This window comes from Serratia sp. CY71090 (assembly GCF_052166845.1).
In the GTDB taxonomy this organism is placed as follows: Bacteria; Pseudomonadota; Gammaproteobacteria; order Enterobacterales; family Enterobacteriaceae; genus Serratia; species Serratia nematodiphila.
This window is the reverse complement of sequence record NZ_JBJNOA010000005.1, coordinates 261,197-281,252: the sequence shown is the minus strand read 5'-3', so window position 1 is coordinate 281,252 and position 20,056 is coordinate 261,197. Positions and strand designations below refer to the sequence as shown.

20 protein-coding genes are annotated in these 20,056 nt (G+C 60.2%); 4 read left to right on the top strand and 16 right to left on the bottom strand.

All coding sequences use genetic code 11. The features are described from left to right. Window positions 1–58: 58 nt before the first annotated feature. The 8 genes from rpoS to ftsB all read right to left on the bottom strand — a co-directional run bounded on the left by rpoS (window position 59) and on the right by ftsB (window position 6,364). Entirely contained in the window at window positions 59–1,057 is a 999-nt protein-coding gene (gene rpoS / locus ACJ8OK_RS12125; protein WP_004932578.1) for an RNA polymerase sigma factor RpoS, read from the bottom strand. A gap of 54 nt (window positions 1,058–1,111) precedes the next feature. Then, complete coding sequence (gene nlpD / locus ACJ8OK_RS12120) at window positions 1,112–2,110, bottom strand: murein hydrolase activator NlpD (protein ID WP_015376692.1); 999 nt, start codon at window positions 2,108–2,110, stop codon at window positions 1,112–1,114. Window positions 2,111–2,435: 325 nt separating this feature from the next. Beyond that, window positions 2,436–3,062 (bottom strand): protein-L-isoaspartate(D-aspartate) O-methyltransferase, encoded by a 627-nt coding sequence (locus tag ACJ8OK_RS12115; RefSeq protein ID WP_004932585.1) that lies wholly within the window; start codon window positions 3,060–3,062, stop codon window positions 2,436–2,438. Continuing rightward, entirely contained in the window at window positions 3,056–3,817 is a 762-nt protein-coding gene (surE, locus tag ACJ8OK_RS12110) for a 5'/3'-nucleotidase SurE (RefSeq protein WP_033631815.1), read from the bottom strand. Before surE ends, ACJ8OK_RS12115 begins: the two co-directional genes overlap by 7 nt. Then, window positions 3,798–4,844, bottom strand: a complete 1,047-nt coding sequence (gene truD / locus ACJ8OK_RS12105; protein ID WP_060558600.1) for a tRNA pseudouridine(13) synthase TruD — start codon at window positions 4,842–4,844, stop codon at window positions 3,798–3,800. Before truD ends, surE begins: the two co-directional genes overlap by 20 nt. 4 nt (window positions 4,845–4,848) lie before the next feature. Further along, window positions 4,849–5,322: a 2-C-methyl-D-erythritol 2,4-cyclodiphosphate synthase gene (gene ispF, locus ACJ8OK_RS12100; protein ID WP_004932594.1), complete on the bottom strand. Its 474-nt coding sequence runs from the start codon at window positions 5,320–5,322 to the stop codon at window positions 4,849–4,851. 10 nt (window positions 5,323–5,332) lie between these two features. Continuing rightward, entirely contained in the window at window positions 5,333–6,040 is a 708-nt protein-coding gene (gene ispD / locus ACJ8OK_RS12095) for a 2-C-methyl-D-erythritol 4-phosphate cytidylyltransferase (RefSeq protein ID WP_015376689.1), read from the bottom strand. A 3-nt stretch (window positions 6,041–6,043) separates the two neighbouring features. Then, window positions 6,044–6,364: a cell division protein FtsB gene (ftsB, locus tag ACJ8OK_RS12090; RefSeq protein WP_016929043.1), complete on the bottom strand. Its 321-nt coding sequence runs from the start codon at window positions 6,362–6,364 to the stop codon at window positions 6,044–6,046. A gap of 403 nt (window positions 6,365–6,767) precedes the next feature. Here ftsB and ACJ8OK_RS12085 point away from each other — a divergent pair, with 403 nt between their 5' ends. The 3 genes from ACJ8OK_RS12085 to ACJ8OK_RS12075 all read left to right on the top strand — a co-directional run bounded on the left by ACJ8OK_RS12085 (window position 6,768) and on the right by ACJ8OK_RS12075 (window position 9,078). Further along, window positions 6,768–7,538, top strand: a complete 771-nt coding sequence (locus tag ACJ8OK_RS12085; RefSeq protein ID WP_044029659.1) for a basic amino acid ABC transporter substrate-binding protein — start codon at window positions 6,768–6,770, stop codon at window positions 7,536–7,538. A gap of 114 nt (window positions 7,539–7,652) precedes the next feature. Next, a complete protein-coding gene (locus ACJ8OK_RS12080) occupies window positions 7,653–8,372 on the top strand; it encodes an amino acid ABC transporter permease (protein ID WP_049188078.1) in 720 nt (239 codons plus the stop codon). After that, the gene (locus tag ACJ8OK_RS12075) at window positions 8,356–9,078 is read left to right on the top strand and encodes an amino acid ABC transporter ATP-binding protein (protein WP_015376686.1); all 723 of its coding nucleotides are present in this window, start codon (window positions 8,356–8,358) and stop codon (window positions 9,076–9,078) included. Before ACJ8OK_RS12080 ends, ACJ8OK_RS12075 begins: the two co-directional genes overlap by 17 nt. Window positions 9,079–9,130: 52 nt before the next feature. Here ACJ8OK_RS12075 and ACJ8OK_RS12070 read toward each other — a convergent pair whose 3' ends face one another. From ACJ8OK_RS12070 to cysG, 5 genes are all read right to left on the bottom strand, one after another. Continuing rightward, window positions 9,131–9,457, bottom strand: a complete 327-nt coding sequence (locus ACJ8OK_RS12070) for a DUF3561 family protein (RefSeq protein ID WP_004932611.1) — start codon at window positions 9,455–9,457, stop codon at window positions 9,131–9,133. A gap of 84 nt (window positions 9,458–9,541) precedes the next feature. After that, a complete protein-coding gene (gene cysC, locus ACJ8OK_RS12065; RefSeq protein ID WP_442530605.1) occupies window positions 9,542–10,231 on the bottom strand; it encodes an adenylyl-sulfate kinase in 690 nt (229 codons plus the stop codon). Then, window positions 10,170–11,597, bottom strand: coding sequence for a sulfate adenylyltransferase subunit CysN (cysN, locus tag ACJ8OK_RS12060; protein ID WP_033631809.1), 1,428 nt, complete (start codon window positions 11,595–11,597; stop codon window positions 10,170–10,172). The genes cysC and cysN overlap by 62 nt, the downstream gene beginning before the upstream one ends. 11 nt (window positions 11,598–11,608) lie before the next feature. Then, window positions 11,609–12,517, bottom strand: a complete 909-nt coding sequence (cysD, locus tag ACJ8OK_RS12055; RefSeq protein ID WP_004932620.1) for a sulfate adenylyltransferase subunit CysD — start codon at window positions 12,515–12,517, stop codon at window positions 11,609–11,611. Window positions 12,518–12,539: 22 nt separating this feature from the next. Further along, window positions 12,540–13,970: a siroheme synthase CysG gene (cysG, locus tag ACJ8OK_RS12050; protein ID WP_442530604.1), complete on the bottom strand. Its 1,431-nt coding sequence runs from the start codon at window positions 13,968–13,970 to the stop codon at window positions 12,540–12,542. Window positions 13,971–14,231: 261 nt separating this feature from the next. Between cysG and ACJ8OK_RS12045 the strand changes: the two genes are divergently transcribed. Beyond that, window positions 14,232–15,302 carry an aminopeptidase gene (locus tag ACJ8OK_RS12045; RefSeq protein ID WP_033633554.1) on the top strand — a complete coding sequence of 357 codons (1,071 nt, stop codon included), beginning with the start codon at window positions 14,232–14,234 and terminating at the stop codon, window positions 15,300–15,302. A 55-nt stretch (window positions 15,303–15,357) separates the two neighbouring features. On the opposite strand, the gene ACJ8OK_RS12040 is transcribed toward ACJ8OK_RS12045, so the two are convergent. The 3 genes from ACJ8OK_RS12040 to cysJ form a co-directional block, all read right to left on the bottom strand. Beyond that, window positions 15,358–16,092, bottom strand: coding sequence for a phosphoadenylyl-sulfate reductase (locus ACJ8OK_RS12040; protein WP_016929052.1), 735 nt, complete (start codon window positions 16,090–16,092; stop codon window positions 15,358–15,360). Window positions 16,093–16,153: 61 nt separating this feature from the next. Beyond that, window positions 16,154–17,869: an assimilatory sulfite reductase (NADPH) hemoprotein subunit gene (gene cysI / locus ACJ8OK_RS12035; protein ID WP_033631807.1), complete on the bottom strand. Its 1,716-nt coding sequence runs from the start codon at window positions 17,867–17,869 to the stop codon at window positions 16,154–16,156. Beyond that, entirely contained in the window at window positions 17,869–19,671 is a 1,803-nt protein-coding gene (gene cysJ / locus ACJ8OK_RS12030; RefSeq protein ID WP_015376679.1) for an NADPH-dependent assimilatory sulfite reductase flavoprotein subunit, read from the bottom strand. The genes cysI and cysJ overlap by 1 nt, the downstream gene beginning before the upstream one ends. Window positions 19,672–20,056 lie beyond the last annotated feature (385 nt).

Sequence of the window (20,056 nt, the reverse complement as noted above, 5' to 3'; positions counted from 1 at the left end):
AAAAAAACGGTGAGCATCATGCTCACCGTTTTTATTTGATGCGGTTCAACAACCGGCGTTATTCGCGGAACAGCGCCTCAATGCTCAGGCCCTGCATCTGCAAAATCTCACGCAGACGGCGCAGACCTTCTACCTGAATCTGACGGACGCGCTCGCGCGTCAGGCCAATCTCCCGGCCTACGTCTTCCAGCGTCGCCGCTTCATAGCCCAGCAGGCCGAAACGACGCGCCAACACTTCACGCTGTTTGGCGTTCAGTTCGAACAGCCATTTGACGATGCTTTGCTTCATATCGTCATCTTGCGTGGTGTCTTCAGGCCCGTTGTCCTTCTCGTCGGCCAGAATGTCCAGCAGCGCTTTCTCCGAATCCCCACCCAGCGGCGTATCCACCGAGGTGATGCGCTCATTCAGGCGCAGCATGCGGCTGACGTCATCCACCGGCTTGTCGAGTTGCTCGGCAATTTCTTCAGCGCTCGGTTCATGATCCAGCTTGTGGGAAAGCTCGCGCGCGGTGCGCAGATAGACATTCAGTTCTTTGACGATATGGATAGGCAAACGAATGGTACGGGTTTGGTTCATGATCGCCCGTTCAATCGTCTGACGGATCCACCAGGTTGCATAAGTGGAGAAGCGGAAGCCGCGTTCCGGGTCGAATTTTTCCACTGCGCGAATCAGACCGAGGTTACCCTCTTCGATCAGATCCAGCAGCGCCAGACCGCGGTTGCTGTAGCGGCGGGCGATTTTCACCACCAGCCGCAGGTTGCTTTCAATCATGCGGCGGCGGGACGGCACGTCACCGCGCAGAGCACGCCGCGCAAAATAGACTTCTTCCTCTGCGGTCAGCAGAGGTGAATAACCGATCTCACCCAGATAGAGCTGCGTCGCATCCAATACGCGTTGCGTAACGCCTTGAGACAACAGCTCTTCTTCCGCTAAATCGTTCTCGCTGGTCTCTTCTTCTACCAGCGCTTTTTCATCAAACGACTCGGCCTCAGCTCCATTCTCGTCGAAATCCGCATCATCATGTAACTCGTTAACTTTCAGCGTATTTTGGCTCATATGCTGCTCCTACCCGTGATACCGCGAGCAGAATCTCAGCGTATTCTGCCCAATCTATCGCTGCGGAAGATAACGCAGCGGGTTTACGGATTTCCCCTTGTAACGAATTTCAAAATGCAAACGTACTGAACTGGTACCGGTGCTACCCATGGTGGCTATTTTTTGACCCGCCTTCACTTCTTGTTGTTCCCGGACCAGCATTGTGTCGTTATGAGCGTAGGCGCTCAGGTAATCATCATTATGTTTGATGATGATTAGATTACCGTAACCCCGTAAAGCGTTGCCTGCATACACTACGCGGCCATCGGCGGTAGCGAAGATAGGCTGCCCACGGGAACCGGCGATATCGACACCCTTATTCCCACCTTCTGATGAGGAAAAGTTATCAATAACCTTACCGTCAGTCGGCCATCTCCAGGTACTGACCGGAGCGCTGTTGCTGACGGTGCTGCTCACAGGCGGAGCGGCTTCCGGCGCGGTAACAGGCGCAGTCGCGGTCCCAACCGCTGCGGCACCTGCTGCAGGTAACATCTTACCTACATTCTGTTTACCCGAGTTTTCAGAATACGCGTTAGTTGATTGAGAATCAACCGTTGCCGTCTGGATCTGGGAGCTGGAAGGTGGCTTCGGAACACCGCCTTTGGTCGCATCTGTCGTCGCCAACATGCCGCCGCCGCCGTTGGCGGAACCATTACCAAGTTGAATGGTTTGGCCAACATTCAGGCTGTATGGCTCGGGAATATTGTTGCGCTGCGCCAGGTCGCGGAAATCATTGCCGGTGATCCAGGCGATATAAAACAGCGTATCGCCGCGCTTGACCGTATAAGTTTCGCCGCCGCTGTAACTCCCTTTAGGGATGGCGTTATAACTGCGGTTATAAACAATGCGGCCCTCTGGGCTGGCCTGCTGCACTCCGCCATTATTATTGCCGGATGGAGCGGCACCGCCGCCCCCCACGCTGCTGATAGGAGCCGACGTCGAGGCCGTATTCGTACAACCCGCCAACCACAAACTTACCATCGTACACACCGCTACCCGGCGTAACGTAATCATTGGGCTTCCCGTGCTCATGCTTCCCCCATGACAGCAATATCAGTGATATATCCAAAATACCCTTTACATCGTAGCCGAGCTTTTGCCACTTCCCAGTTTCTGCGATGTAAAGGCGCCGCCGGCCGATCCCTGAACGCCAGGTCATCTCGCGCCGGAGCATCAAAACGCGCGCCAATGCTAACCACATTGGCGTTGCCGCACCATAAGACAACTACGTAGAAAGGCCAATTCTAGTGAAAATTAGCCTGATTGGAACGAGAAAACCTTATCCGGCCATGATGAAAGTGCAACAGATTTTGCAGACGGTCGAAAATTCAGACAATCGCTAGGCCAATTCGCCTTTCACCAACGGCACAAAGCGCACCGCCTCTACCGCATCGACAACGAAATCGTTGCCATGACGCTGAATGCGTTTGAGGGTTTGGGCCTGCTCGCCCACCGGCAACACCAAAATGCCGCCGTCGTCCAGCTGCTCCACCAGTGCCTGCGGGATCTCCGGCGGCGCGGCAGTGACGATGATCGCATCGAACGGGCCGCGCGACGCCCAACCCTGCCAGCCATCGCCATGGCGGGTGGAAACATTGTGAAGATCGAGCTGTTTCAGGCGGCGCTTGGCCTGCCACTGCAGCCCCTTGATGCGTTCGACGGAACAAACGTGTTGCACCAGATGCGCCAGGATAGCGGTTTGATAACCGGAACCGGTACCGATCTCCAGCACCCTTGAGGTAGGTTTCAGATTCAGCAGCTCGGTCATCCGCGCCACCATATAAGGCTGGGAAATGGTCTGACCGGAACCGATCGGCAATGCGGTGTTTTCGTAGGCCTTATGATCCAGCGCTTCATCAACAAAACGCTCGCGCGGCACCGCCTCGATCGCCCGCAGCAGCTTTTCGTCTCGGATCCCCTGCTGCCGCAGCTGCGTCAGCAATGTTTGCATGCGCTTATTCACCATTCCCCGCTAACCTCTGCCTTGGTTAACCATGTTTTCACGACTTCTTGCGCCGCGTAGGCGGTTAAATCCACCTGCAGCGGCGTTATCGCCACATAGCCTTGTTCCACCGCCGCAAAGTCGGTATCCGGCCCGGCATCAAATTTATCACCAGGCGGCCCGATCCAGTAGATATTTTGTCCGCGCGGATCCTGCTGGCAGAAGACCTTGTCGGCGGGATGGCGGCTGCCGCAGCGGGTAACGCGCAGGCCTTTGATCTCAGCCAGCGGCAGATCCGGCACGTTAATATTCAGAATTTTTCCGGTACGTAGCGGTTCGCGCTGCAGCGCGCGCAGGATGCGGCAGGTAATGGCGGCTGCGGTCGCGTAGTGCCGGTGGCCGTTCAGCGACACCGCCAAGGCAGGCAACCCCAGGTGCCGGCCCTCCATCGCCGCCGCGACGGTGCCGGAATAGATAACGTCGTCGCCCAAATTCGGCCCGGCGTTAATGCCGGATACCACGATATCGGGCGCCGGGCGCATCAATGCGTTGACGCCAAGGTAAACGCAGTCGGTCGGCGTCCCTTGCAACACCGCAATATCCCCGTTGGCCAGCGTCTGCGTGCGCAACGGCGACTCCAGCGTTAAAGCATTGGAAGAACCGCTGCGGTTACGATCCGGCGCCACGACCTGCACTTCGGCGAATTCCCGCAGCGCCGCCGCCAGCACCTGAATGCCCGGGGCGCTGACGCCGTCATCGTTACTCAGCAATATCCGCATCACTGTTATCCTGCTGCATGATCTCGCGAACCACGCTGGTAGCAAAGCTGCCCGCCGGCAGCCAGAAGCGCAGTTCCACGGTAACGTCATCCCACCAGTTCCACTGCAAATTTTGCGGCTGCAACAGCAGGGCCCGGCGAGCGGGTTCGACACGCTCGCGCTTTAAAAGCGTAAGCAATTCCGGTTGTTCCGCCAAGCATTGTTGTTCAAAAACCAAGGCTTGGCCGGCAGTGCCTGGCTCACCGTCGCCCGGCAAGGGAGCCGTGATCGCCAGCTCGCCGGCATCCAGCCGTTGCTGCAACGTCTCCAGCTCATCAGCTTTGGCGACGAACCAGCTGCCGCGCCCACTCAGCTGCAGGGCATCCCCTTCCAGCACGGTGCGCTGCAGCCCGTCAGCCAGGCGTTGGCTCGCGATCAGATTGAACAGCGCGCTACGGCTGGCGGACAGGTAGAAGCTGCGCTTACTGCGCTCTTTGACACGAATTTCGTCGTTCGCCCAGCGGCGCGCCATCACCAGGTTGTTGCCGCCACGACCGAAACGCTGGCTGCCGAAGTAGTTTGGCACGCCCTGCGCGGCGATGGCCTGCAGGCGACGTTCCACGTCCTGCCGATCGGAAATCTGGCGCAGCACCAGCGTAAAGTGGTTGCCCTTCAGATTGCCGATGCGCATTTTGCGCAGGTGGCGGGCGAACGAGAGCACCTCGCAGCCTTCCAGCGTAAACCGGGAGAAATCCGGCGTGTCTTTGCCCGGCATATGCAGGCAGAACCACTGTTCGGTCACCGCGTGGCGATCCTTCAAACCGGCATAGCTGACAGAACGGGCGTGAATACCGGCGAAGCGCGCCAGGTAATCGGCCACGAACTGGGTATTGCAGCCGTTTTTACGGATATTTACCAGCACGTGCTCGCCTTCGCCGTCCGGTGCAAAACCCAGATCTTCGACCACCACGAAATCTTCCGGATTGGCTTTCAACACCCCGGAACTCTGCGGCCGGCCATGCAGCCAGGTCAGATTCGCCATATCCATGCGGTTATTCCTTGATCAGCAAGGCGACCGCTTCGCACGCGATGCCCTCGCCGCGCCCGGTGAAACCGAGCTGTTCGGTGGTGGTGGCCTTCACGTTGACGTCATCCATATGGCACTGCAGATCTTCCGCCAGGAAGACGCGCATCTGCGGGATGTGCGGCGCCATTTTCGGCGCCTGAGCGATGATGGTGATATCGAGGTTACCGAGGCGGTAACCTTTGGCGCGGATGCGTTTCCAGGCTTCGCGCAGCAGCTCGCGGCTGTCGGCGCCTTTGAAGGCCGGATCGGTATCGGGGAACAGTTTGCCGATATCGCCCAGCGCCGCCGCCCCCAACAGGGCGTCGGTGGCGGCATGCAGCGCGACGTCACCGTCGGAGTGGGCCAGCAAGCCTTTGTCGTAAGGGATGCGAACACCACCGATCACCAACGGGCCTTCGCCGCCGAATTTATGTACATCAAAACCGTGACCGATACGCATGATGCGCTCCTTAATTGTCTAACTGGGTCAAATAGAACGCCGCCAGCGCCAAATCCTCCGGCCGCGTTACTTTAATGTTGTCCGCCCGGCCGGCGATCAGCTGCGGATGATAGCCGCAATGCTCCAGCGCCGAGGCTTCGTCGGTGACGTTTGCGCCTTCATCCAGCGCGCGCTGCAGGCACTGCTTGAGCAGCGGCAGCGGAAACAGCTGCGGCGTCAGCGCATGCCACAGATCCTGCCGTTCAACGGTGTGGGCGATGGTGTCGCGGCCGGGTTCGGCGCGCTTCATGGTGTCGCGCACCGGCGCGGCGAGAATGCCGCCCACCTTGCTGTGTGCGGTGATCGCCAGCAGGCGCTCGAGATCGTCGGCGTGCAGGCAGGGGCGCGCGGCGTCGTGCACCAACACCCAGTCCGCATCACCCGCCAGTTTCAACCCGGCCATCACCGAATCGGCGCGCTGTTTGCCGCCCTCGGTGACGGTCACCCGCGGATCCTGAGCGATGGGTAGCCGTTCGAACTGACGATCTTCGGGGCCGATCGCCACGATCACCCGTTCAATGCGCGGGTGGCGCAACAGGGCGTGGATGGCGTGTTCGACGATGCTGTGCCGGCCGATGGTTAAATATTGCTTCGGGCATTCCGCCTGCATGCGGCTGCCGATACCGGCAGCGGGCAGGACGGCAATCACCGAGGGAAAGGTACCTGCGGAGTGATTCATGCGTTATTTTTGTGCGTTGTTTTGCGAAGAAGACGCCGCGTTGCGCCTGGATTGGTCAGGAACCAGACGATAGAAAGTCTCACCGGGCTTGATCATGCCCAGCTCATTACGCGCACGCTCTTCGATCGCTTCCTGTCCGCCGTTCAAATCATCGATTTCGGCAAACAGCTGATCGTTACGCGCTTTCAACTTGGCGTTGTTGCCCTGCTGGACCGCAACGTCTTCATTGACCCGCACGTAATCGTGAATACCATTTTTGCCCAGCCACAGTGAATACTGTAACCAACCGAGCAATGCCAGCAATAGCAGCGTAAGTTTTCCCATCTCCGCCCCCTGAAAAACCGACCAATCATCCCACAACTTCTCGTTGGACTCCACACTGAGAGCGGCATTTCAACGCCAAATTCAGAATACGGATGAAGGGTTCCCGTGTTTATCGCCTAATTCCGCTGCGAAAGCGGCAAAAAACGCCCCTTTGGCTCGGCGCACGCGCCGCGTTTTCCAATGAGACACACACTGCCCTACCTCCATTATGCAGCAAGAATCACTGCATCACCGCTTCCTGACACATCGCTTACGCCACAGCAAAGCAAAAAGTGAATATTTAACACCATAGAGAGAAGAATCGTCATGCAGCGGTTGCACTTTCATTCATTGAAGCTTATTTTTATGCACTCATAGTGCATAAATAATTCCAATATATAACCATTCATTATCGGGGATCGCGATGTTAAAACGTTTAGTTCTGATCGGCGCCTGCCTGGCCGCCACCTTCTCCATCGCCGCGTTGGCGGCTGAACCCACCTACGTCGTCGGCTCCGGCGGCACCTATCGGCCATTCGAATTTGAAAACAGCCAAAAGCAGCTGGAAGGCTTCGACATCGACATCATCAAGGCGGTGGCCAAGGCCGAAGGCTTCCAAATCAAACTGATCAATACGCCGTGGGAAGGGATCTTCGCCACGCTGAACTCCGGCGATCGCGATATCATCATTTCCGGCATCACCATCACCGATAAGCGCAAGCAGATGGTTGATTTCTCTGCGCCTTACTTCCCGGCTGAGCAGGCCATCGTGGTGCCGCAAGACTCGAAGGTGGACTCCATCGCCGCGCTGAAAGCGCTGAAGGTCGGCGTAGTGAACTCCAGCACCGGCGACATCGTGGTGTCCGACGTGCTGGGCAAGAACAGCACCGCCATCAAGCGCTTCGACAATACCCCGCTGATGCTGCAGGAGCTGTATGAAGACGGCATCGGCGCGGCGGTCGGCGACGTCGGCGTGGCCAAGTTCTATATCAAGACCCACCCTGAGAAAGCCTTCAAGCTGGTGCCCGACGCCAAGTTCGAGCGCCAGTATTTCGGCATCGCCGTCGCCAAAGGCAACGATGAGCTGCGCAACAAGATCAACGCCGGCCTGAAGAAAATCGTCGCCGACGGCACCTACGCCAAGATCTACCAAACCTGGTTCGACAGCAACGTACCGACGCTGCCGGCGGAATAATCCCCAGTAGCCGGCGCCCGCAAGGGCGTCGGCGCACCACCGTTTCAGCCTACCAAGAAGGAATACCCCTTGAACTTCCGCTGGGAGATCATCCAGGAATACGCGCCGCTGTTTATGGAAGGCGCCTGGATGACCATCAAATGCACCATTATCTGCGTGCTGCTGGGCACCACCTGGGGCTTGCTCCTCGGGCTGGGCCGTTTGGCGCAGGCGCCGCACGGCATCTGGAAACCCATCCTGCATTACGGCGTTCAGTGGCCGGTGCGCATCTACATCAGCGCCTTTCGCGGCACACCGCTGTTCGTGCAGATCATGGTGGTGCACTTCGCGCTGGTGCCGCTGTTCATCAACCCGCGTGACGGTCTGCTGGTCACCAGCGGCCTGATGAGCGTCGATTTCGCCCGTGCGCTGCGCGCCGACTACGGCGCCTTTCTCTCCTGCGTGGTGGCGATCACGCTCAACGCCGGTGCCTATGTGTCGGAAATCTTCCGCGCCGGGATCCAGTCTATCGACCGCGGCCAGATGGAAGCCTCACGCTCACTGGGCATGAGCTATGGCAAGACCATGCGCCAGGTGATCCTGCCGCAGGCCTTCCGCCGCATGCTGCCGCCGCTGGGCAACAACGCCATCGCCATCGTCAAGGATTCGTCGCTGGCCTCCGCCATCGGCCTGGCGGATCTGGCCTATGCCGCCCGTACCGTCTCCGGCGCCTACGCCACCTACTGGGAGCCCTATCTGACCATTTCGCTGGTCTATTGGGTCATCACCTTCCTGCTCTCGCTGCTGGTGCAGCATATGGAAAAGAGGTTCGGTAAAAGTGATTCGCGTACATAACCTGCAAAAACAGTTCGGCGAAAGCCACGTGCTGCGCGGCATTTCTTGCCAGATTGCCGCCAACGAAGTGGTGTGCGTCATCGGCCCTTCCGGCTCGGGCAAAAGCACCTTCCTGCGCTGCATCAATGCGCTGGAAACGCTCTCCGGCGGCGAGATCGAGGTGAACGGCTTCGCCGTCCACGATCAGAAAACCGACCTGAACAAAATGCGGGAAAGCGTGGGCATGGTGTTCCAGCGTTTCAATCTGTTCCCGCACATGACGGTGTTGGAAAACATCATCATGGCGCCGGTAAGCGTGAAGAAACAGCCGCGCGCCGAAGCCATCGCGCAAGCAGAACAGCTGCTGCTCAAGGTCGGCCTGCTCGACAAGATCGATGCCTACCCCAACAGCCTGTCAGGCGGCCAGCAGCAGCGGGTGGCGATCGCCCGCGCGCTGGCGATGGAGCCGAAGATCATGTTGTTCGATGAACCGACCTCCGCGCTCGATCCTGAGCTGGTGGGCGAAGTGTTGGCGGTGATGAAATCACTGGCCCACGAGGGCATGACCATGGTGGTGGTGACGCATGAGATGGGCTTTGCCCGCGAGGTGGCCGACCGGGTGCTGTTTATCGATCAGGGGATCATTCAGGAGGAGGGTGCGCCGCAGCAGATCTTCAGCCAGCCGGCCAATCCGCGCACTCAGGCGTTTCTGAGCAAAGTTTTGTAACCTTCGACACGGCTTTGCAATCCTTCGGGCGCCGGCATCGGCGCCCGCTCTCTCACCACCCGGTCAGGAAGCTGAACACCAGCCAGAACAGGCACAGCACGATCGCGCCGGTCAGCAGCAGCGTCAGGATCAGACGGCCGCGCAACAGCATGCTGAGGGTGATGCCGATCAGCACCGACAGCGGCATCAGCGCCAGGAAGAACGGCCAGGTATAGAGCAGGAAAAACAGCGTGTTGGAACCGTAAACCAGAAACGGCAACGCGAACGCCAGCCAGTAGAAAACAAAGCCGCTGACGCCGCCCAGGAAAGAATAAGAAGGCTCCTCTCTCTCCTGTTTTGACTGCTTGGAGTCGATCAAGATAGGCGTGACATTTTGCATAGTGATCCCTGGTTATTCGGCTCGCTCTGCGGCGGCTTAGAGTAAAAAGCGCATGGCGAAAAACGCCACACGCTTTTTTTGAATTCAGGGTTTGATAATAGCCTGACCACGCAACACGTCTAACAATTGCGCAATCAAATTTGTTACCAATTGTTGGCCGTCGAGGTGGATTTCCGGCTGCTGCGGCGCCTCATAAACCGCGTCGATACCGGTGAAATTGCGCAGCTCGCCGGCGCGCGCTTTTTTATACAACCCTTTCGGATCGCGCGCCTCGCAGATCGCCAACGGCGTGTCGACGAACACCTCGATAAAGCGATCGTCGCCGAGCATCTCGCGCACCATTTTCCGCTCGGCGCGGTGCGGCGAAATGAACGCGGTCAGCACCACCAGCCCGGCATCCACCATCAGCTTGGCCACTTCCCCCACCCGGCGGATGTTCTCGCGCCGATCCTCGTCGGAAAAACCGAGATCGCGGCACAGGCCGTGGCGCACGTTATCGCCGTCCAGCAGATAGGTGCTGACGCCAAGCCCATGCAGCGCCTGCTCCAGCGCGCCGGCGACGGTGGATTTGCCCGAGCCGGACAGCCCGGTAAACCACAGCACCGCGCCGCAGTGGCCGTTGCGCGCTTCGCGATCCGCACGCGTCACCGCATGCGGATGCCAAACCACATTTTCGTCGTCCGGCCCGGTCGCCCTCAGTTCAGCGGCCACCTTATCGGCCACCGAGCAGATCGCGTGCGCCCCAATGCGGGAAGTGCTTGCGCACCAGCGCATTCAGCTCCAGCTCGAAGGCGCTGAATTCGCCGCGCGCCGCCGAGGCATCCTGCAGCGTTTCACGCACCAGACCGGCGCCAACCGTCACGTTGCTCATGCGATCGATGAAGATCAGCCCGCCGGTGTCGTGATTGCTCTGATAGCTGTCCAGCACCAGCGGTTCGTCGAAGGTCAGCTCCACCAACCCGATGCCGTTGAGCGGCAATGTGTCGGCCGGGTGTTGCGCCAGCGTGTTGATCTCCACCTGATGGCGGATGCTCTCCACGCGGGCGCGGGTCTTTTTGCCGGCGATCTTGATGTCGTAGCTCTGGCCCGGCACCAGCGGCTGCTCGGCCATCCATACCACGTCCACCCGCGCGCTCTGCGCCGCCTGCAGGCTTTCGCCAGCGTCGACCAGCAAATCGCCGCGGCTGATGTCCACTTCATCTTTCAGCACCAGCGTAATCGCCTCGCCCGGCACCGCTTCTTGCAGATCGCCGTCGAAGGTCACGATGCGCGCCACGCTGGACTCCACGCCGGAAGGCAGCACTTTGACCCGTTGCCCCACCCGCACTACGCCGGCGGACAGCGTGCCGGCATAGCCGCGGAAATCGAGGTTCGGGCGGTTGACGTACTGCACCGGGAAGCGCAGCGGCTGGTTTTCTCGCTCGCTGATCACGTCAACGCTCTCGAGCACTTCCAGCAGCGTCGGGCCGCTATACCACGGCATATGGGCGCTTTCGCTCGCCACGTTGTCGCCGTCCAACGCCGACAGCGGCACGAACTTGATGTCCAGGTCGCCAGGCAGCTGCTGGGCGAAGGTCAGGTAATCCTGTTTGAACTGCTCGAACACCGCTTCCTGATAGTCCACCAGATCCATTTTGTTTACCGCAACCACCAGATGGCGAATGCCCAGCAGGGTCGCGATAAAGCTGTGGCGGCGAGTCTGATCCAACACCCCTTTGCGCGCGTCGATCAACAGGATCGCCAGATCGCAGGTCGAGGCGCCGGTGGCCATGTTGCGGGTGTACTGCTCGTGCCCCGGGGTATCGGCGATGATAAATTTACGTTTTTCGGTCGAGAAATAGCGATAGGCCACGTCGATGGTGATGCCCTGCTCGCGCTCGGCCTGCAGGCCGTCCACCAGCAGCGCCAGATCGAGCTTTTCGCCCTGGGTGCCGATGCGTTTGCTGTCACTGTGCAACGTCGACAGCTGATCCTCGTAGATCTGGCGGGTATCGTGCAGCAGGCGGCCAATCAGGGTGCTTTTGCCGTCATCGACGCTGCCGCAGGTCAGAAAGCGCAGCAGGCTCTTGTGCTGCTGCGCGTGCAGATAGGATTCGACGCCGCCCTGGTCAGCGATTTGTTGTGCAATTGCGTTGTTCATCCGGCGGCTCCTTAGAAATACCCTTGACGCTTTTTCAGCTCCATCGAGCCGGACTGATCGCGATCGATCATCCGCCCCTGGCGTTCGCTGGTGGTGGAGACCAGCATTTCTTCGATGATCTCCGGCAGGGTTTGCGCCTGCGAGTCCACCGCGCCGGTCAGCGGCCAGCACCCCAGGGTGCGGAAACGCACCATGCGCTGGCTGATCACTTCACCCGGCTGCAGATCGATGCGATCGTCGTCCACCATCATCAACATGCCGTCGCGCTCCACCACCGGGCGCGGTTTCGCCAGGTACAGCGGCACGATGTCGATCTTTTCCAGGAAGATGTACTGCCAGATATCCAGCTCGGTCCAGTTCGACAGCGGGAAGACGCGGATGCTCTCCCCTTTGTTGATCTGGCCGTTGTAGTTGTGCCACAGCTCCGGCCGCTGGTTTTTCGGATCCCAGCGGTGGAAGCGATCGCGGAACGAATAGATGCGCTCTTTGGCGCGCGATTTCTCCTCGTCGCGCCGCGCACCGCCGAAGGCGGCGTCGAAACCGTACTTGTTCAACGCCTGCTTCAGGCCCTCGGTCTTCATGATGTCGGTATGCTTGGCGCTGCCGTGCACGAACGGGTTGATGCCCATCGCCACCCCTTCCGGGTTTTTATGCACCAGCAGCTCGAAGCCGTACTCCTTCGCGGTGCGATCGCGGAATTCGTACATTTCGCGGAATTTCCAGCCGGTATCGACGTGCAGCAGCGGGAACGGCAGCGTGCCGGGGAAGAACGCCTTACGCGCCAAATGCAGCATCACGGAAGAGTCCTTGCCGATGGAATACAGCATTACCGGGTTGGCGAATTCAGCGGCGACTTCACGGATGATATGGATACTCTCCGCCTCCAATTGCCGCAAATGAGTGAGTCGTTTTTCGTCCATAACAGATCCTTAAAAGCCTTGCCTATGCCAAATTCACGACGGCCGGGCGCACGGCCCCTTCCGTCTGCGATTGATGCCCGAACCAGGCGATTTGATGGTGCAGTTCCACCACCTCGCCGATCACCAACAGCGCCGGCAACGGCGCCTGTTGGGCCAGGTGTTCCAATTGATCCAGCGTGCCGATCTGCACCTGCTGATCGGCGCGCGTGCCGCGGCTGATCACCGCCACCGGCGTCGCAGCGTCGCGGCCGTGGGCGATCAGGCGTTGGCTGATGTCCGCCGCCTTCATGGTGCCCATGTAGATAGCCAGCGTTTGCCGCGTCCGGGCCAGATCGGCCCAGTCCAGGCCATCGCCGTCCGGGCGGCAGTGGCCGGTGATAAAGGTCACGCTCTGCGCGTGATCGCGATGCGTCAGCGGAATGCCGGCGTAGGCGGTCGCCCCCGCGGCGGCCGTGACGCCCGGCACCACCTGGAACGGAATGCCGGCGGCGGCGGCCACCTGCAGCTCTTCGCCGCCGCGGCCGAAGATGAACGGATCGCCGCCCTTGAGGCGCACCACGCGTTTGCCCTGCTGCGCCAGCTCCACCAGCAGCCGGTTGGTCTCTTCCTGGATCACCGAGTGCGCGCCGGCGCGCTTGCCCACGCAGATGCGTTCGGCGTCGCGGCGCACCAGATCGAGGATCTCACCGCTGACCAAATGGTCATACAGCACCACGTCCGCCTGCTGCATCACCTGCAGCCCGCGCAGGGTCAACAGCCCCACGTCGCCCGGCCCGGCGCCCACCAGGGCGATCTCGCCCTGTGCGCCTTCATCGCCTGCGGCGAAGCGGTGTAAATCCTGCTCCAGCTGGCGTTCCGCCTGCGCCGTCTGGCCGTTGGCCACCAGCGTGGCGAAACGGCCGCCGAAGGTTTTCTCCCAGAAACGGCGACGTTCGCCGATCGAAGCCAACCGCTGTTTGACCTGGCCGCGCCAGCGGCCCGCGACCTGCGCCATCTGCCCCAAACTGGCGGGCAATAACGCCTCCAGCTTTTCGCGCAGCAGTCGCGCCAGCACCGGCGCCTGGCCGCTGGACGACACCGCCACCACCAGCGGCGAGCGATCGATGATCGACGGGAAGATGAACGAGCAGCGCGGCTGATCGTCCACCACGTTGGCCAGCACCCGGCGTTTATCCGCCTCGGCGAACACCGCGGCGTTCAGCGCGTTGTCGTCCGTGGCGGCGATCGCCAGAAACACGTCGTCCAACTGCTGCGGATCAAAGGTTTTCCCCAGCCAGAGCACCCGCCCTTGCTGACGTTGTTGTTCCAGTTCCGGTGAGAGCGACTGCGCAACTATCCGTATTTCAGCCCCGGCGCGCTGAAGCAAGGAGACTTTGCGCGCCGCCACGTCACCACCGCCAACGACCAGCACCGGGCGTTGTTTCAGGTCGGCGAATATTGGTAGATAGTCCACAACAGCCTTTTCATATAACAGAAAGATAGTGTGACTATACGGGCTGAGATTTAGCCTCTGAAATGACGAAAAGGAATGATTAGTTCCTTTATGGAATATAGGCCGCAACGCAGGAGGCAAACGGTAATACTCACGGCGGCGGTTTGCGCGTTCGCGCGAAAATTAAGAGACAGGGAAATTGTGTAATGCCGCCCGGCGTCTCATACTGGGTGCCGAAGAAAAATGATCGGCAGCGCCGATAGCAAAGAAGGATTTTTCGGTATGTTTTCCCGTTTTTACCTGAAGACCAGCCTGCTGGCCCTCGCACTCGGCGGCGTCTTCAGCGTTTGTGCCGCACAGCCCGTAAAAGACGCGCCAATGGGCCGTTTCGCCGCCGAACAGACCCGCCACATCGCCACTTACTTCCCCGGCCGCATGGCGGGCAGCCCGGCTGAATTGCTCACCGCCGACTATCTGAAGCAGCAATTCAGCAAGATGGGTTACCAAAGCGACATTCGCAGCGTCAATACGCGCTATCTCTACACCAGCAAAGACGGCAAGAAGAACTGGAACAACGTCACCGCCAGCTCGGTGATCGCCGCCCGCAACGGCGACAGCCCAAAACAGATCGTGGTCGTCGCCCACTTCGACACCTATACGCCGCAGAGCGACGAGGATCTGGATAACAACCTCGGCGGCTTGACGCTGCAGGGCGTCGACGACAACGCCTCCGGCATCGGTGTGATGCTGGAACTGGCGGAACGCCTGAAGAACATCCCCACCGCCTACGGCCTGCGCTTCGTCGCCACCAGCGCCGAAGAGATCGGTTCACTGGGGGCGCAGAACTACCTGCAACGCATGAGCGCGGAAGAGAAAAGCAACACCGTGCTGGTGATCAACCTCGACAGCCTGATCACCGGCGATCGTCTGTATTTCAACGCCGGGCGCAACACGCCGCCGCAAATGGCGAAGCGTTCCCGCGATCGCGCGCTGGATATCGCCCACCGCTACGGCATCGCCGCCGCCACCAACCCAGGCAACGCGCAGCATCCGCAAGGCACCGGCTGCTGTTCCGATCAAGAGGTGTTCGACGCCGCAGGCATCCCGGTATTGTCAGTGGAGGCCACCAACTGGTCGCTGGGCGACAAAGATGGCTACCAGCAGCGCGCCGTCAGCCCGCACTTCCCGCAGGGCATCACCTGGCATCGTCCGCAGTATGACAATCTGCAATATCTGGATCGCTACCTGCCGGGGCGGATCGACAAACGCAGCCGCGACAGCGTGCAGATCCTGCTGCCGCTGATCAAAGAGCTGGCGCAGGCGCACCCGCCGAAAGCACAGAAGAAAAAGTAGCCCGCAAAAAAACAGGGCCCAGCATTGCTGAGCCCTGTCATGTCAATCACGCCGTTTAGCCTTCGTGCAGGCCACACTCGCGCTTCAGGCCGAAGAAACGCGTCTCTTCCTCGCTCATGCCCGGCTCCCACTTCTGGGTGGTGTGTGTATCGCCTACCGACAGGTAGCCCTGCTCCCACAGCGGGTGATAACTCAGCCCGTGTTCGGTCAGATACTGGTAAATCTTGCGGTTGTCCCAGTCGATGATCGGCAGGATCTTGAACACCCCACGCTGCACCGCCAGTACCGGCAGATTGGCGCGGCTGCCGGACTGCTCGCGCCGCAGGCCGGCGAACCAGCTCTGCGCGCCCAGCGTCTCCAGCGCGCGGTTCATCGGCTCGACCTTGTTGATCTGGTTGTATTTTTCAATCCCTTCCACGCCCTGCTCCCACAGCTTGCCATAGCGCGCCTCTTGCCAGGCGGGAGACTGCTCCGCGCGGAACACCTGCAGATTCAGCTTCAGCTGGTCGGTCAGTTGATCGATAAAGCGATAGGTTTCCGGGAACAGATAACCGGTGTCGGTCAGGATCACCGGGATATCCGGCCGGATGCGCGTCACCAGGTGCAGGCATACCGCCGCCTGAATGCCGAAACTGGACGAGAGTACGAACTCGCCGGGCAGATGCTCCAGCGCCCATGCGACGCGCTGTTCGGCGCTGAGGGTCTCCAGTTGGCCGTTGACCACCGCCAATGCCAGCGCCTGCCCGGATTTGGGCAACGCGTTCAGCGCCGCCAGATCGAATTCAGCCATGTTGTCTCTCCTGATACTTGAAATTATCTGTGCGGCCCCTCTGCCCAGGGGCCGCCCGGCCTCACTCCCAGAAATCTCGCGCCGGATCCAGCACCGGTTTGACGACGCCCGCGCGCACGGTGAAGTCACCGAAACCTTCGCCGGCGTTGCGCTCCTTCGCCCAGCGTCCCACCAGCAGATCGATCTCGCTCAGGATCTCATCTTCGTTGATGTTCTCGCGGTACATGCGCGGAATGCGCGTGCCTTCGCGGTTGCCGCCCAAATGCAGGTTATAGCGGCCGACCGCCTTGCCCACCAGCCCCAGCTCCGCCAGCAGCGCGCGGCCACAGCCGTTCGGGCAGCCGGTGATGCGCAGCACGATATGCTCGTCGCCCACCCCATGCCGATGCATAATCCCTTCCACCTTGGTGACAAACTGCGGCAGGAAGCGCTCGGCCTCCGCCATCGCCAGCGGGCAGGTCGGGAACGATACGCAGGCCATCGAGTTCTTCCGTTGCTCGCTGATCTGGTCGTCGATCAGGCCATGATCGCGCGCCAAGGCTTCGATCTTCGCCTTCTCGCTTTCCGGCACGCCGGCGATGATCACGTTTTGGTTCGCCGTCAGACGGAAGTCGCCTTTATGGAGCTTGGCGATCTCCGCCATGCCGGTCTTCAGCGGGCGCCCCGGATAGTCCAGCAGGCGGCCGTTCTCGATAAACAGCGTCAGGTGCCACTGATCGTCTATACCCTTCACCCAACCGATGCGATCGCCGCGGCCGGTGAATTCATACGGCCGGATCGGCGCGAAGGTGATGCCGGCGCGCTTTTCCACTTCGGCGCGGAAAACGTCCACCCCAACGCGCTCCAGCGTGTATTTGGTTTTGGCGTTCTTGCGGTCGGTACGGTTGCCCCAGTCGCGCTGCGTGGTCACCACCGCTTCCGCCACCGCCAGCGTATGCTCGAGCGGAATGTAGCCGAACTCGCTGGCCTGGCGCGCGTAGGTTTTCTTGTTGCCGTGCTCAATGGACAGCCCGCCGCCCACCAGCAGGTTGAAGCCCACCAGCTTGCCGTTTTCGGCGATCGCCACAAAGTTCATGTCGTTGGCGTGCAGATCGACGTCGTTCTGCGGCGGGATCACCACCGTGGTTTTAAATTTGCGCGGCAGGTAGGTCGGCCCCAGAATCGGCTCTTCGTCGGTGGTGGCCACCTTCTCCTGATCCAGCCACACCTCTGCGTAGGCGCGGGTGCGCGGCAGCAGGTGTTCGGAGATCTTCTTCGCCCACTCGTAGGCTTCCTGATGCAGCTCGGACTCCACCGGATTGGAGGTGCACAGCACGTTGCGGTTCACGTCGTTGGCGGTCGCCAGCGCGTCCAGCCCCAAGCGGTTCAGCAGCTGGTGCACCGGTTTGACGTTGCCTTTCAGAATGCCGTGAAACTGGAACGTTTGGCGGTTGGTGATGCGAATGCTGCCGTACAGCGTGCTCTCCTGCGCGAACTTGTCGATGCCCAGCCACTGCTGCGGGCTGATGATGCCACCCGGCAGGCGACAGCGCAGCATCATGGCGTGGCGCGGCTCCAGCTTCTGCTCGGCGCGTTCGGCGCGAATGTCGCGGTCATCCTGCTGGTACATGCCGTGAAAACGGATCAGCAGGAAGTTGTCGCCGTTGAAGCCGCCGGTCAGGCCGTCGTTCAAATCTTCGGCGATGGTGCCACGCAAGAAGTTGCTTTCCTTCTTCATGCGCTCCGCATCGGCCAGTTTGCCTTCGACTACCAAAGGCCCGGGGTGTTTATCACTCATCAGTAAACATCTCGCTGATAACGGCGCTCAAGGCGCAGCTCACTTAAAAATTCATCCGCCTGCTCGGTATCCATGCCACCGTGCTCGGCCACCAGTTCCAGTAATGTGTTTTCCACGTCTTTCGCCATGCGATTGGCATCACCGCAGACGTAAATGTGCGCGCCTTCCTGAATCCAGCGCCACACTTCCGCGCCCTGTTCGCGCAGTTTGTCTTGTACATATATTTTATGTTGCTGGTCACGGGACCAGGCCAGATCGATGCGGGTCAGCAGGCCGTCTTTCACATAGCGCTGCCATTCGACCTGATACAGGAAATCTTCGGTAAAGTGCGGGTTGCCGAAGAACAGCCAGTTTTTGCCGCCGGCACCGTCGGCGTCGCGCTGCTGCATAAAGGCGCGGAACGGCGCGATGCCGGTGCCCGGGCCGATCATGATCACCGGCGTTTCCGGGTTGGCCGGCAGGCGGAAGTTATCGTTGTGTTCGATAAACACCCGCACGTCGCCGTCTTCCTCCAGGCGATCCGCCAGGAAGCCGGAGGCGCCGCCGCTGCGGGCGCGCCCGTCGATGTCGTAACGCACCACGCCCACGGTGATGTGCACTTCGCTTTCGTTCTCCGCCTGCGAAGAGGCGATGGAGTACAGGCGCGGCGTCAGCGGGCGCAGCAGGCCGACCAGCTGTTCGGCGCTCAGATCCGCCGGCGCCTGGCGCACCATGTCGACGATCGGCGTGTTGTGCGCGTACTGCTGCAGCGCGGCTTTATCCGCCAGCAGGCCGATCAGCGTTTCATCGCGCGACAGGGCGGCGTATTTATCGACGATCGGCGTGGTGTTCTGCGTCAGCTCGAAATGGCTGCGCAGCGCTTGCGCCAGCGGCAGGGTTTGCCCTTCCACCTCGACCGGCTCGTCGCCTTTCAGCCACAACAGCTGCACCAGTTCGTCCACCAGCGCCGGATCGTTGTCGAACCATACGCCGAGCGCATCGCCCGGCTGATAGCGCAGGCCGGAGTCGCCCAGATCGATCTCGATATGGCGCACGTCTTTATCCGACGCGCGGCCGGTAATTTTCTGCTTGACCGCCAGTTGGGCGGTGAGCGGCTGTTCCTTGCTGTACGGGCTGCTGTCGATCAGATCGACCGCGCCGCTGGCCAGCACGCCCGGCGCGGCGCTTTCCGCCGGCGCGCGCGCCTTCAGCACCGACACCACCTGTTTGCGCCAGGCGGCGGCCAGTTCCTGGTACTCCACGTCGGCGTCCACGCGCTCCACCAGGCGCTCGGCGCCCAGCTCGGCCAGCTTGCCGTCGAAATCCTTGCCAGACTGGCAGAAATTCTCATAAGAGGTGTCGCCCAGCCCGAACACCGCAAAAGCGGTATCATTCAGCTTCGGCGCCTTTTTCGAGAACAGGAATTTATGCAGCGCCACCGCTTCTTCCGCCGGCTCGCCTTCTCCTTGCGTGGAGGCGACGATCACCAACAGGCGCTCTTGAGCTATCTGCTTGAACTTGTAGTCGCCGGCGCTGATCAGCGTGGCGCTCAGATTGGCGGCCAGCAGATCGTCGCGCAGCTGCTCCGCCAGGCGGCGCGCATTGCCGGTCTGCGAAGCGGAAATGATGGTGATGCCGGCGGCAGCCGCAGGGGCAACAGGCGCAATGGCCACGGCTCCGGGCTGTTGATTGACCATGCCCCAAAAATAACCGGACAGCCACGCCAGCTGCGTCGGCGAATAGTCGCCGATTGTCGCCTGTAGGCGCGCCAACTGTTCGGGCGTCAGCGGGAGCAAAGATGTTGGAGGAGCCTGAGTCGTCATTGCTGTACTTATTTCCTATACTTAGCGCCTTTCCTGCCAGGCGCGCGCCAGTGTCAGTCGCTGTCTCTTCTCTGCGTCGGGTGTGCGGAAAAGATCAGGAGAGTTTGTAAGGTTACCGAGCAGAATAGCAACGATTAAATAAGGGATAGCAATAAATCATAACCAAAATGACTAAGCTGTTTTTCTGGTAAGGGATAACGCTTAAACCGTTAAACAAAGTTTTTTATCCAGATGAAATTAAAGCGCTTTTTTTCATCGTTTTTTCACCGTTCAACATTTCGGCTCATAACCCCAGCCGATAGGTTCCGCAAACACCAAACAAAAAAAGTGTTAAACGGGCGCGTTGACCGTGGCGGTAGACCATAACGGTATAAATGGCAAGCAG